The following is a 12,942-nucleotide window of genomic DNA, read 5'->3' on the forward strand; positions in this document are numbered from 1 at the left end:
TTATAAGGTTTTAATTTTCTGCTCGTAGTTAGGACCTAGTTCGTATAAACTCCCTAATAATTCCTCTTTAATAGGAGCCATTTTATCGTTCATTTTATTGGCCTTATAAATCATGGCCAAGTGATATTGTACTTTTGGTTCGAATGATTTTCCTATAACATGTTCGTTGGCAATAGCCAATGCTTTCTGGCTTTCGCCCACGTTCAAGTACGACCATGCCAGTAAAGAGTACGAATCAGGTGTAGGGCGGTGATCTACTTCTACCTTAGCAATTTCTAGTGCTTGAGTTGCGTTTTGCTTCTCATCTGCGTAGATTAGTACATTGTATTTGTTGTACATAGCGCCATAATCGTGCGCTTTCAACATGTTAAAATAAGCAGTCTCTTGTTTTAAAGCCTCTTCTTTATTGCCTTCAAACTGGGCGATTTGTGATTTTAATAAGTAAAAATCCGGTGTGTTGTGTGTCACTTCAATAGCTTCGACAATTCTCTTTGCTTCTTTAGTATTGCGCTCGTGCGAAAAAACTATCCAAGCAATTCCTTTTAATGCATAGGAATAATTGGGATCTATTTTTAATGTTTTTAGGTAACAGTCATAAGAATCTTGAACTCTACCGGCGTGACCGTAAAAATCGCCAAGATTAGAATACGACCATATTTTAAGTGTTTTATTATCTTCTTTCTCAGCAATATCACGGGCTTTTTCCATGAACCCTATGGCAGTATCAAGGTCGCCTTGATGATCATTCCATTTTGCAAGACGAATTAGGTAATCGTAATCCTTCATGTCTTTGATCGCATTTAAATTGGCTAGAGCCAAATCAAAATCTCCCAACTCCATTTGTACATCAAATAGTAATTTTTGAGTTTCTGCTTTCCCTTCCCCTATAGCAAGCGCTTTATTAGCAAGTGCTAGAGCTTCCTTAAAACGGTGTTGCGCAATATAATTACGTGCTAGAGAACGCAATGTGCTTACTTTTGAATACTTATTTTCTTGGTTAGACTGTGCTAACAATTTTTCTGTTTTGTATAAGTAGTCGATATTTCCTGTGTAGTCAAAAAGCGTAGCATATTTTGCTGCAATAAGACCTAAGTAACTCGATTGATTGTTTGCTTTATCGTATTTTGTTTGCCAAAAATTGATTTCGCTATTGGCAAAATCTACTGATGGATTTTTAGTTACAGTAAGGTACTGCTCGTAATCAGCCACCTTAGTAATTTGTTGGTCTTTTTTTTCACAACCAAAAATAAATACAATTGTAAATAGTAGTAATGGAATTAATTTATATTGTTTCATAATCTTGGTAATTTGTTTGTTTGTTGGTTTGTTTTTTGATTTCGAAAATAAAAAAGTAAACAGAGCCTATTATTGGAAGTACTCTGTTTACTTGTCTTTATTTTACCAAGCCGATCCCATGTAAGGAAAAGCGATAGTAAATGCTTTATCATTAGCATCAACGTGATCAGATGTTAATTGCGGATTGTCTGCTCCTTTAGGTCCTCCAAAGATTAACAACAATTCAGTATCAATTACATCATCAGCAAGTGCTCTACCAGTAAGTACATTTGTACCATCAAAGAAAGTCGTTTTAGCTGTTGTTGAAACCCCTAGAACATCAGTAGCAAGTACTCCTGTAAATTGGTCTGCTGTTAATGTTAACGCATTTGTAGTATACGCAGGATTAAGCGCTAACAAACGTGATTTAAAAATAGATTGGTAAGTAGCTCCCATTTGAGATGGAATCGTACCATTAAAATCATCTTTAGGTTGACCAGATGCTATAAACACAGTGTTTATCGCCGGGCGTGCCATTTGATCTTGTTGTACAAAAGTTCCAGAAAAATCAACACTTGCAATAGGATTAGTGTTGTTATTATCATCATCATTACAACTTACCACTGCTACTGCAATTAGTACTACTGCTGCTATATTTTTTATCTTTATTGTTTTCATAGTTTTGCTATTTAGAGGTGTTATTATTGTTTTTTCTTAGTCTCTGACCATACATTTATAGAAGTAGCATTTCCTAACATAGTTTTAGGTACTTCTACAACTACTGCAAGTACATTTGTACCAGCAAAAGTATCTGTCCCTGGATTGTTAAAACCTGTAGCTGTTGCCCCTAATATTTTCTGGAACTGACCCAAGTCAAAGAAAAAAGGATCGTCTCTAGGACCTGCAAAAAATTTCATTCCGTTTTCAGTAGCTACGGTCGCAGTACTGCCATATTTAGAAATAGCAACACTTCCAGATGCTTTACTCACATCAATAGTACTCGTCTTTCCTTTAACAGCTGGAGCATAAGGACCAAAGAAATACATCTTATCTCCTTTTCTAATCGCTTGAATTACCAAGTCCTCTACATTGTCTCCTGTATTGTCAATATTAACTTCGATAAGCATGTTTTCACTAAACGTTGCCGCAGCTGTTGCGCCAGGACTTAAAAGCCCTTGTGTGTTTACTGCAAATACCATGTTTTTTGTGTCTTGTCCTTGAAATGCATAAACATCTGTAATGTCTGCCGCGTTTCCTGTTACTGATGGCGCATCAATATGGTCTGCTGCAACAAGAACTAATCCTGAGATAGCGACTAACGATAAGCCAATAATCATTTTTGTTTTTTTCATTTTGAAATAGTTTAATAGGTTATATACAAGTAGTTACGGGAAATTGTTTGTTGTGGTTTTATAAAAAGTAAATAAAAACTTAAAATAACTCACTATTTTACACAAACTCCTGATTAACAATTACTTAAAAACATAATAAAATCTTAACTATTTTACTTTAATGATTTTCCAACTGTAAATGCGATACTTAATTGATTTGTGGTTAAGTTTGTAATAACAAAACGACAAAATTATGAGCCAAGAAGAATTATTAGTCCTTATATATAAGAAGGACGAAAGGGCGTTTACACACTTATACGATATGTATTCTAAAAGTTTGTTCTCGGTTATTAACGTTCTAGTGAAAAATAGAGAAGAAGCAGAAGATGTTTTACAAGATGTCTTTGTCAAAATATGGAAAAACATCGATAGCTATAATGAGACTAAAGGCCGTTTTTATACTTGGATTTTAAATATAGCGCGCAACACTTCTATAGATAAATTGCGATCTAAAGGCTTTAACAACAGTCAAAAAAACCTATCCTCAGATAATTTCGTATATCTATTAGACGACAGTAATAAACTGACGGATAAAGTAGACACGATCGGGATTAAAGAATTTGTCAAAAAATTAAAACCGAAATGTATACAAATTATTGATTTATTGTTCTTTAAAGGATACACACAGCAAGAAGCCTCAGAGGAGCTGGAAATCCCCCTTGGAACAGTGAAAACACATAATAGAAACTGTATGAATGATTTAAGAAACTATCTAAAAGTATAATGGAAAACGAAAATAGAGAATACATCGACTCCGGTATCTTAGAAATGTATGTTTACGGCCTATTGACTGAAAAAGAAAATGAAGAGATTGCAAATAAAGCCAAAGTAAATCCAGCAATTAACGAAGAGATCATTGCTATTGAAAAAGCTATAATTGCTTTATCTTCTAGCTTTTCTCCTTTTCACTCAGTAGCTAACTATGAGAAGATTAAGGCAAAATTAGAATTGAAGCACGCTGATGTTATCGATCTTAAACCTAGAAGCAATGTAGCGCAATACATAGGTTGGGCAGCTGCGCTGTTGTTATTAGTAGGTATTGGTTATCAGTACAATGAACTGAATGTTACTACGAATCAAGTAGCAGTAACCGAAGTACAAAAAGCCAAACTAGAGCAAGAAAACAAAGCATTACAATTGCAAAATACTACTACCGAAACAAATCTAGCTGTTGTTAGAGATGTAAACAATACGGTCGTAGAACTTGCAGGACAAGCAGTTGCACCACAATCATCTGCAAAGGTGTACTGGAACAAGCAAACAGAAGTGGTTTATATTGATGCCGCTAACTTACCTGAACCACCAGAAGGAATGGTGTACCAAGTATGGGCTTTAAAACTAAACCCACTTACTCCTACGAGCATTGGTTTACTAGACAATTTTGTTGCTAATAACCAACATATATTTGCTGTAGAAAAAACGGGAGATGCCGAAGCATTTGGAATAACACTAGAGCCAAAAGGCGGAAGCTTAACTCCTACAATGGAGCAACTATACACCTTAGGAAAAGTATAAATTTATTTATTTTCGAAAGTAAAGACTGCGGTCCTGACTTTGATATCGTAAAAAAACCAGACAGTTTAGATTGTCTGGTTTTTTTTATGGATTTGTAATGTCGATAAATTAACGTACTAGCATGAGAAATACACTTTTATAACATTCCTGTTAAATGAATCCATTGCACTGAAAAGTATGTTATATTTGCACTTTTATATATTACATGAGCTATACCCTACTTTCCTCTCCTTTACAAGGATTTACAGATTTCCGATTTAGAAATGCACAAAACAAAATTTTTGGCGGAATCGATACCTTCTATGCACCATACATTCGTTTAAACGGAAAAATGATCATAAAGAATTCGTACCAACGCGATTTATTGCCAGAGAACAATTCAGAATTAGAGGTCATTCCGCAAATCATAACTAACGATGCTGATGAGTTTCTATTTGTTTCTAAGTATGTACGCGAACTGGGCTACAAAGAACTAAACTGGAATCTTGGTTGCCCTTATCCTATGGTTACCAAATGTGGTATGGGATCTGGACTAATAAGCAACACAACAAAAATTGAAGAGATATTGCATCGCGTACAAAACGAATCTGATGTTATCGTTTCTATGAAAATGCGTTTGGGTTATGAAACCACAGAGGAAATTCTAGATGTATTGCCAATTTTAGAAAAATACAATGTTAAAAATGTTGCCATACATGCCCGTCTAGGCAAGCAATTGTATAAAGGTGGTGTGCACTTAGATGCTTTTCAAACTTGTGTTGATCAAAGCAAAGTAAAACTATATTACAACGGTGATATTACCACCGTAACTAAGTTTAAAGAAATGCAAGCCCGTTTTCCTAGTATTGATCACTGGATGATAGGTCGGGGTTTGATCTCTGATCCTTTTTTACCTAGCATGATAAAAAACGACACTCTGGAATATCCTAAGAACAAGATCGATTTAATCAGTGAATTTCATGATACTTTGTATCAAGGATATAGTGAATCCCTTTCTGGAGCGACGCACATCCTTTTAAAAATGCATCATTTGTGGGAATATTTTTCAGTGATTTTTACCAATCCTCATAAAGTACACAAGAAAATAAAAAAGGCAAATAGCACACGAAACTACGAAATCGCTGTTGCTGAAATACTAAAAGCCGAAAGGTTTTAAACCAAAAAAAAAGTGTCAACTAAATTAGTTGACACTTTTTTTATACCCTGTTTGCAGCAGGATTATTTTTTGTAATATTTTCTATACTTAGGATAGGTAATCGCTCCAATCAGCGAAATCGATCCTAGTGAATACCAAATCCAACTCAATGAATGTGCTTCTCCACTAGCATAGGAGTGCAGTCCTACCAAGTGAAAGTTTACGCCATAATACGTAAACAAAATAGATATAAAAGCAAACATACTCATCAGGTTAAAAATCCATTTTCCTCTTAACGCAGGTACAAAACGAGCGTGAATTACAAAGGCATACACCATGATACTAATCAAGGCCCAAGTTTCTTTTGGATCCCATCCCCAGTAACGCCCCCAGCTTTCATTGGCCCATTGCCCTCCAAGGAAGTTCCCTATGGTAAGCAGGATAAGACCTATTGTTAAAGCCATTTCGTTAATATAAGTAATCTCTTGAATGTTTAAATCCATCTTAGCTTTGTTCTTTTCATTGGTAAAAAAGATCAATAAAAGCGATACAAAACCTAGAATCATACCCAGCGCAAATGGACCGTAACTAGCCACAATAACCGCTACGTGAATCATTAACCAATACGAATTAAGAACCGGTTGTAAATTAGCAATTTCTGGGTCTAACCAGTTGGCATAAGCCGCCATGAAAATCATCGAAGTCACAAAGGCTGCAGAAGCTACTGTAAGTTTAGATTTTCTATCGAATGCTAAACCAAAGAACATTGTTGCCCATGCCACATAAATAATTGCTTCATAAGCGTTACTCCATGGTGCGTGACCAGATATGTACCATCTCGCAATTAAAGCTACCGTATGTAAGCCAAAGAATACCGCTATTAAAATATGAAAGCCATTTACAGTTACACGCAAATACTTTTTATCAAAGAAGATACTAAACAAAGTAAAGATCAACATGAATATCCCTGAAAGCGCATAACAAAAGAATAACTTAGGAAGAATATCATACTTATTGTACAAAATTTCCAAATCGATTTTGTCTTCACTAGGTCTTACTTTAGAACCAAATTTCTTTTGGAATCCATTCAAACTTTCCACTAGATCATCGGCATTTTTAAAATCACCGGTCTGTGATGCTTGATTTAAAGAACCAAAATACAATGGTAGAACGCTTTTAGTATACGTAGAATCCATTCCTTTTAATCCCGCTTCACCTAATTCTAAAGCAGATACCCATTTATTATTAGGATCATTTGGAATAGGGAAAATCTTTAATATTCTTCCGCTCAAGGCAGATTCCATTAAATTGACTTTCTTATCTGTTTCGATAAAATCCTTTTCAAATTGGTTAGGATTTGCTGCTTTATAAGCTGCATCTAAGTAAGGAGATAATTTATAATTCCCTTTTTCGTCAAAGAAAGCAATGAACGGAGCTTTAACCATTTTAGAGTCAACTCCTATAATTTTTCTAATACTATCATTTCCTTCCCTCATATACACTAGAGGAATTTCGATCCAAAACTGTGCATACTGTGACATAGAAAGAAACACCTGATCAGGATTCATCCCTTTGTATGAGTTAGCGTGACTCACCTTACGCAACAACTCTGATGAGAATGTATTGATAGGTTTCATTCTACCTCCAGCATCTTGAATCACTAATCGACCAAATTTTGCCGCGTGTTCTTTATTCACCTGGAACTTGTTCAATAAAGAATCCAGTTGCTTCTCTGTAGGCGCTACTCTAGTGTGCGTTCCGTTTTCTATATGATCTGCGTGATCCCCATTTTCATCATGATCGTGGTTGTGCGCTTGCGAAAAACCACTCAAACTCATCATTAAGACAAGAATGGTAATTAATTTTGATTTTTTAGTTTTAACCACTTCTAATTTTCTTTTTAAATCGGTAAAGCGAGAGTGCTTTGTAAACATAATTGCCATCATAGCAAAGAACAACATGAAATAACCTGCGTAAGTAATTGCTGTACCCCAAAAATCATGATTTACAGACAGCACCGTACCTTTTTCATCTGGATCAAACGACGATTGAAAAAAGCGGTATCCTTTATAATCTAACACGTTATTCATGAATATTCTAGCGTCAAACGTTTCTGATGGATCTTGAACCGTCACTTTACTTTCAAACGAAGAGTAACTTTTCTCTGTTCCTGGATATTTTTGAGCAATAAAATCGTTCAATTTCAATTTAAATGGCAAGACATAGGCTTTACTTCCGTAGAAAAAACTGTAATCAATATTCCCTATTCTTAGCGTTTTAGCCTCTCCTATTTTTCCTTTTGACCCTACTATTGTAACTTCTTTTTCCTCACCGTTTGCACGTACTTTTAACACTAATGCATCGTCATGAGTTTTAGCTTTAAAATCATTATTAGATTCATAAGCAATAACTCCTTTTACTGCAGGATCAGGAAATACAAAACGTTTTTCTCCTATGCTGTAAAGGGAACGCATCATTAACGGTTGTACAACATCTTTTTGTACTTTTCCTTGAAACTTATCAGCCATACGCATGAAGTCCCCTTCAAATGGCGTTTGAATCGTATATTCTTTTCCAGTAGTGTTAATGTTAATCGCACCTTCTGTAGGGTTGTTTAAAGCAAACAGCACATTGTGAATGTTTTGAACTTCCCCTTCTTTAATAAAATGCTCTTCACGACCACCATCACCAGCTTCGACTAGCTTAATATAGGTAACTCCTTTTGGATCTGCTTTTACATACTCCTTTGCTCCCATCACAAAATCTTCGTAAGATACTTCAAAGGGAGTATCAGCAAATTTTTCACTTATGGTAAAGTTGTTGTTTGTAACAGGCGATAGCAATAACGGCTCCTCAAAAACCCTACGCTTCATTTCTCCTTTGTATTCCCCATCGACAAAAACAGTCAAAAACGTCTTGTCTGAGTAGAATTGGTTTTCAGCCGCTCCTTCACGTATGGGCATCATTCCCTCATAACTTATGTAACGGGTTACAAACGCACCTAGTAAAATAAAAATGAACGCTAAGTGTAAAAGCAAAGTAGCCCATTTTTCTTTTTTCAATAATTGATAACGCTTGATATTTCCTAAAAAGTTGATTAGAAAAAACACCATTATCACCTCAAACCACCAGGCATTGTAAATAAATATTCTTGCCGTGTCTGTGTTATACTTGCTTTCGATAAAAGTTCCTACACCCATTGCAACTGCAAATACGATAAAAAGTAGGGCCATTAATCGGGTTGAAAACAAGAAAGAGAATAATTTTTTATTCATTTGTAAAGAATTACGATTTTAAAAAGTCCGACAAAAGTACTTAAAAATGTTGAATTTTTTGGCCGTACATTTGTTAATAATATCCAAAAATAGCCTTTTAAACCGCCTATAATCAAAGAAATTTTGGGCGTGCCCCCTTTCCTAACAAAGGGCTAATTTTTATTGCAGCCATAAGCCCTTTATTAGCAAAGCCGTCGGGTCATTCGCGCTACTTCGGTAGCTTGCTACTACCCCTCACGCAAACCCTGTAAGCCAGCACGATCACGTTAGACACTTATTGTACAACCAGTTAGCAAAACCATTAGAAGAACAAACGGAACATTCTCGAGCACAAACCGCCACATTTGTTATTCATTCGATAAAAATAAACAGTCTTTAAGTGAATTGCTAACAGACCATAATTTGTAAAACATTTTAGGATTCTTGCAGCACAAATTCCAAGCTGCACATGGCATCATCACGCTATTTGCTAGATTCACGTGCTTTTTTTTTGTTATTTTTGCCTTATGATTAAAGTAATTGTTATAGGATCAGGCAATGTGGCGCAGCACTTAATCACTGCGTTTCAAAATGCCGAAAAGACCGAGAGCGGGATCTCGCTAATCCAAGTATTTGCACGAAAAAGGGAAAGCCTAGCAGCAATAATACCCATTCAAAAAGTCACTAATGAGTTCAGCGAACTACTAGAGGCCGATTTGTATATTATTGCCGTTTCTGATGATGCTATAGAAGCAGTCTCTAACGAATTGTTGTTTAAAAATCGCTTGGTAGCGCACACCTCTGGTAGCATTCCCATGACCGTACTAAACGACAACAACAGGAAAGCTGTATTCTATCCCTTGCAAAGTTTTACTAAGGGAGCTGCAGTCGATTTTAAAACCATACCGCTGTGTCTAGAGGCCGAAAACAGTATTGACTTTCACACACTTAACAAAGTGGGGAAAATCATCTCTGATCATGCGACAGCAATTAATTCGCAACAACGTAAAGCCTTGCATGTAGCGGCAGTTTTTGCTAATAATTTTAGTAATCATTTATACCAAATTGCAAATGACATTTGCGTAGCAAACAAAGTGCCTTTTGCTGTTTTAAAACCGCTCATTCTAGAAACAGCAAAAAAGATTGCAACATTAGATCCTGAGCAAGCACAAACCGGACCTGCAAAACGCAACGACCAACTCACTATTGAAGCACATGAGGCTTTCATAAATGATGATAACCAACTCAAAATTTACAAATTACTAACACAATCAATACAGCACAATGGCAAAAAGTTATAAAGAATTAATGAACGACATCACCACATTCATATTTGACGTAGATGGTGTATTAACAGATAGTTCAGTGGTAGTAACTACTGCAGGAGAAATACTTCGTACAATGAACATTAGGGATGGTTATGCAATGAAAGCAGCTGTAGAAAACGGCTACAATGTATGTGTAATCTCAGGAGGAAGCAATGAAGGTGTGCGAGTGAGACTGCGCAATCTAGGAATTACTGATATTCATTTAGGAACTCCTGATAAAGTGGAGACATTCAAGGAATACGTAGAGTTATACAATATCAAACCAGAACAAGTGTTATACATGGGAGATGATATTCCTGATTACCATGTCATGAAATTAGTAGGATTACCTACTTGCCCGCAAGATGCTTGTCCTGAAATCAAAGCTATCTCTAAGTATATTTCGCATAAAAACGGTGGTAAAGCCGCAGCAAGAGATGTAATCGAACAAGTGATGAAAGTACACGGAAAGTGGATGACTCACTTTGATGGCGCTCACGATTAATACCACAAATCAACTCGCTTACAAAACGGCTTTTTCGAATAAAAAAAAAGATTATAAATCCATAAGAATACCAAACGATGCTTAGAGAAAAACTTAAAAATTACAATTTAATACTAGCTTCAGGTTCGCCAAGAAGACAGCAGTTTTTTAAGGATTTAGACCTTGATTTTGAAATTCGATTAAAAGAAATTGAAGAAGTCTATCCTCCTGAACTAAAAGGCTTTGAAATCACTGACTTCTTAGCTGAGTTGAAGTCCTACGCCTTTGATGGAGCGTTGAAAGAAAATGATTTATTGATCACTAGCGACACGATAGTTTGGCACAATAACATCGCCTTAGGAAAACCTAAAGATGAGCAAGACGCTTTTAAAACATTGCAATCGCTTTCTAACGCTACACATGAAGTGATAACATCGGTGTGTTTTAAAACAATGGATACGACAACGGTTTTTCACGAAACCACAAAGGTGACCTTTAACGCGATAAGTGATGAGGCAATCCAGTATTACATTTCAAATTACAAACCGTATGATAAAGCTGGTGCTTACGGAATCCAAGAATGGATTGGTGCTATCGCCGTATCAAAAATCGAAGGATCGTATGCTAATGTAATGGGGATGCCTGTTGATAAAGTGTATGAATATTTAAATCAATTGCCATAAAATGTACGATAGCTTCTTTCAAAACTACAGCAAAGAACTTATTAGTTCGCTCTTATTACTATTACTTTTAGTTGTTTTAAGAGTAATCTTAGCGCGCATTGTAAGAAGCTTTGCGGCGCTTACAAATCGCATGGAACACCGCACCAATCTTGTGGTAAAGTACATTCATATTTTACTAGGAATCCTTGCCGTAATAGGTATTATCATCATTTGGGGTGTACAAGCAAAGGATATCTTTATCACGGTTTCTTCTGTAGCGACAATTGTAGGTGTGGCCATGTTTGCACAATGGTCTATTTTAAGCAACATTACATCTGGAGTGATTTTGTTTTTCTCATTCCCTTTCAAAATTGGTGATGTAATCCAAATACTTGATAAAGACTACCCTATCATTGGCGAAATCGAAGACATACGCGCTTTTCACGTTTCGCTAAAAACAAAGGAAGGCGAAATCATCATCTATCCAAACAACCTGCTATTCCAGAAAGGGATTTTGATTTCGAAAACTCACTTTTAAAATCGTAAACAGCAACTGTTCATTTTACAAATTATGTATGTCCTATAAGACAGTTCTTAGTATTAAAATGGTAATTATGTAAGATAATCACCGAAAGCTATAAGATAATATCGCTTGTAAAAAATGATTTTTGTACTTTAATGTATTAGATTAGAGAACCCACTTTTAATAGCATTAAATCCCCAGAAATCATGAGCAACACAACGAAGTATCCGTTTTACATTAAGCTGGCATTTACACTAATCAGCATTCTTAGTATTAGTTATATTATTTGTATAGGTAAAGATGTTTTAATACCTGTATTAATGGCATTTATGTTTGCGGTATTATTACTTCCTGCATCTGATTTTTTTTCGAAAAAACTTCATTTTCCACATGTACTTTCAGTGGCCGTAACCGTACTTTTATTTGTACTACTTATAGTCGCATTACTTACTTTTCTGTCATATGAAATAAGCGATATCGCCAATGATTATGATCGCATAAAAAAGAATATTGACCTTTTTATCACCGACATACAGGGTTACATAAGAACCACATTTGATTTAAGCTTGTGGGAGCAAAAACAGTATTTACAAAACGTAAAACAAGACTCAATGAAAGGCGGCGGAAAAGTGCTAGGTACAACGCTAATTTCGTTAACAGATGTCTTAGCAGATTTGACATTGATTCCCATATATACCTTTTTGATACTGCTTTATAAAACACACTTTATCTTGTTTTTTGCCAAACTAGTTGATAAAAAACACCACGCTAAACTAAAAGAGATTTTATCTCAAGTAAAAGTTGCTATCAACAACTACATCGTAGGGCTTATAATAGAAACGATTGTAGTAGCTGTTTTAACCGCATTAGGACTGTATATCTTAGGCGTTAAATACTTTATCTTTTTAGGAATCGTTACTGGAATATTAAATTTGATTCCGTACATAGGTATTTTAATTGCTGGAATTATTACCGTTTTATCATCATTGACAGCAACACCAGATATTTCGATTATGCTAGGGATCGTAGTGATAAATATAATTGTACAAATTATAGACAACAACATCTTAGTACCTATGATTATTAATACAAAGGTAGAAATCAATGCTTTTGTATCTATTATAGGGATCATAATAGGTGGCGGAATTGCCGGCATATCGGGTATGTTTCTGGCTATACCCCTTCTTGCTATACTAAAGATCATTTTTGATAGAATAGAATCGCTAGAACCTTGGGGGTATTTAATGGGAGATAATATGCCCAAGACTTTTGTGTGGCGTTATGCTGATCCCAGTGCTCGAACAAGACCGTCAATCATTTTTTATGATGACGACACAATCGACAATAAAGACGAAGAACAGCCACCGATTACCCCAATAGAATAGAATAAAAATTG

The 12,942-nt window shown here is 35.5% G+C and carries 12 protein-coding genes; 8 read left to right on the forward strand and 4 right to left on the reverse strand.

Annotation, left to right across the window (positions count from 1 at the left end):
• The 3 genes from HNQ00_RS11280 to HNQ00_RS11290 all read right to left on the reverse strand — a co-directional run bounded on the left by HNQ00_RS11280 (position 1) and on the right by HNQ00_RS11290 (position 2,627).
• Positions 1-1,296: a tetratricopeptide repeat protein gene (locus tag HNQ00_RS11280; protein WP_173838607.1), complete on the reverse strand. Its 1,296-nt coding sequence runs from the start codon at positions 1,294-1,296 to the stop codon at positions 1-3.
• Between the two features lie 102 nt (positions 1,297-1,398).
• Entirely contained in the window at positions 1,399-1,953 is a 555-nt protein-coding gene (locus tag HNQ00_RS11285) for a DUF4331 family protein (protein WP_173838608.1), read from the reverse strand.
• Positions 1,954-1,976: 23 nt separating this feature from the next.
• Positions 1,977-2,627 carry a DUF4331 family protein gene (locus tag HNQ00_RS11290; protein WP_173838609.1) on the reverse strand — a complete coding sequence of 217 codons (651 nt, stop codon included), beginning with the start codon at positions 2,625-2,627 and terminating at the stop codon, positions 1,977-1,979.
• 232 nt (positions 2,628-2,859) lie between these two features.
• On the opposite strand from HNQ00_RS11290, the gene HNQ00_RS11295 reads away from it, so the two are divergent.
• The 3 genes from HNQ00_RS11295 (at position 2,860) to HNQ00_RS11305 (ending at position 5,337) form a co-directional block, all read left to right on the forward strand.
• A complete protein-coding gene (locus HNQ00_RS11295) occupies positions 2,860-3,390 on the forward strand; it encodes an RNA polymerase sigma factor (RefSeq protein ID WP_173838610.1) in 531 nt (176 codons plus the stop codon).
• Positions 3,390-4,181, forward strand: coding sequence for an anti-sigma factor (locus HNQ00_RS11300; protein ID WP_173838611.1), 792 nt, complete (start codon positions 3,390-3,392; stop codon positions 4,179-4,181). Before HNQ00_RS11295 ends, HNQ00_RS11300 begins: the two co-directional genes overlap by 1 nt.
• Before the next feature lie 205 nt (positions 4,182-4,386).
• A complete protein-coding gene (locus HNQ00_RS11305; protein WP_173838612.1) occupies positions 4,387-5,337 on the forward strand; it encodes a tRNA dihydrouridine synthase in 951 nt (316 codons plus the stop codon).
• Between the two features lie 62 nt (positions 5,338-5,399).
• On the opposite strand, the gene ccsA is transcribed toward HNQ00_RS11305, so the two are convergent.
• Positions 5,400-8,591: a cytochrome c biogenesis protein CcsA gene (gene ccsA / locus HNQ00_RS11310; protein ID WP_173838613.1), complete on the reverse strand. Its 3,192-nt coding sequence runs from the start codon at positions 8,589-8,591 to the stop codon at positions 5,400-5,402.
• 506 nt (positions 8,592-9,097) lie between these two features.
• Between ccsA and HNQ00_RS11315 the strand changes: the two genes are divergently transcribed.
• From HNQ00_RS11315 to HNQ00_RS11335, 5 genes are all read left to right on the forward strand, one after another.
• A complete protein-coding gene (locus HNQ00_RS11315) occupies positions 9,098-9,871 on the forward strand; it encodes a Rossmann-like and DUF2520 domain-containing protein (protein WP_173838614.1) in 774 nt (257 codons plus the stop codon).
• On the forward strand, positions 9,855-10,382 hold the full coding sequence (locus HNQ00_RS11320; RefSeq protein WP_173838615.1) for a KdsC family phosphatase: 528 nt from the start codon (positions 9,855-9,857) through the stop codon (positions 10,380-10,382). Before HNQ00_RS11315 ends, HNQ00_RS11320 begins: the two co-directional genes overlap by 17 nt.
• Before the next feature lie 77 nt (positions 10,383-10,459).
• Positions 10,460-11,044 carry a Maf-like protein gene (locus tag HNQ00_RS11325; protein WP_173838616.1) on the forward strand — a complete coding sequence of 195 codons (585 nt, stop codon included), beginning with the start codon at positions 10,460-10,462 and terminating at the stop codon, positions 11,042-11,044.
• 1 nt (position 11,045) lies between these two features.
• Positions 11,046-11,561 carry a mechanosensitive ion channel domain-containing protein gene (locus tag HNQ00_RS11330; protein ID WP_173838617.1) on the forward strand — a complete coding sequence of 172 codons (516 nt, stop codon included), beginning with the start codon at positions 11,046-11,048 and terminating at the stop codon, positions 11,559-11,561.
• Between the two features lie 191 nt (positions 11,562-11,752).
• Positions 11,753-12,931 (forward strand): AI-2E family transporter, encoded by a 1,179-nt coding sequence (locus HNQ00_RS11335; protein WP_173838618.1) that lies wholly within the window; start codon positions 11,753-11,755, stop codon positions 12,929-12,931.
• Positions 12,932-12,942: the final 11 nt, after the last annotated feature.

The organism is Flavobacterium aeripolare (assembly GCF_013294025.1).
Lineage (GTDB): Bacteria > Bacteroidota > Bacteroidia > Flavobacteriales > Flavobacteriaceae > Flavobacterium.

Excerpts from the sequence above, each read along its gene's own strand:
- HNQ00_RS11280 (WP_173838607.1), bottom strand. The coding sequence starts at position 1,296 with ATGAAACAATATAAATTAATTCCATTACTACTATTTACAATTGTATTT.
- HNQ00_RS11285 (WP_173838608.1), bottom strand. The coding sequence starts at position 1,953 with ATGAAAACAATAAAGATAAAAAATATAGCAGCAGTAGTACTAATTGCA.
- HNQ00_RS11290 (WP_173838609.1), bottom strand. The coding sequence starts at position 2,627 with ATGAAAAAAACAAAAATGATTATTGGCTTATCGTTAGTCGCTATCTCA.
- HNQ00_RS11295 (WP_173838610.1), top strand. The coding sequence starts at position 2,860 with ATGAGCCAAGAAGAATTATTAGTCCTTATATATAAGAAGGACGAAAGG.
- HNQ00_RS11300 (WP_173838611.1), top strand. The coding sequence starts at position 3,390 with ATGGAAAACGAAAATAGAGAATACATCGACTCCGGTATCTTAGAAATG.
- HNQ00_RS11305 (WP_173838612.1), top strand. The coding sequence starts at position 4,387 with ATGAGCTATACCCTACTTTCCTCTCCTTTACAAGGATTTACAGATTTC.
- ccsA (WP_173838613.1), bottom strand. The coding sequence starts at position 8,591 with ATGAATAAAAAATTATTCTCTTTCTTGTTTTCAACCCGATTAATGGCC.
- HNQ00_RS11315 (WP_173838614.1), top strand. The coding sequence starts at position 9,098 with ATGATTAAAGTAATTGTTATAGGATCAGGCAATGTGGCGCAGCACTTA.
- HNQ00_RS11320 (WP_173838615.1), top strand. The coding sequence starts at position 9,855 with ATGGCAAAAAGTTATAAAGAATTAATGAACGACATCACCACATTCATA.
- HNQ00_RS11325 (WP_173838616.1), top strand. The coding sequence starts at position 10,460 with ATGCTTAGAGAAAAACTTAAAAATTACAATTTAATACTAGCTTCAGGT.
- HNQ00_RS11330 (WP_173838617.1), top strand. The coding sequence starts at position 11,046 with ATGTACGATAGCTTCTTTCAAAACTACAGCAAAGAACTTATTAGTTCG.
- HNQ00_RS11335 (WP_173838618.1), top strand. The coding sequence starts at position 11,753 with ATGAGCAACACAACGAAGTATCCGTTTTACATTAAGCTGGCATTTACA.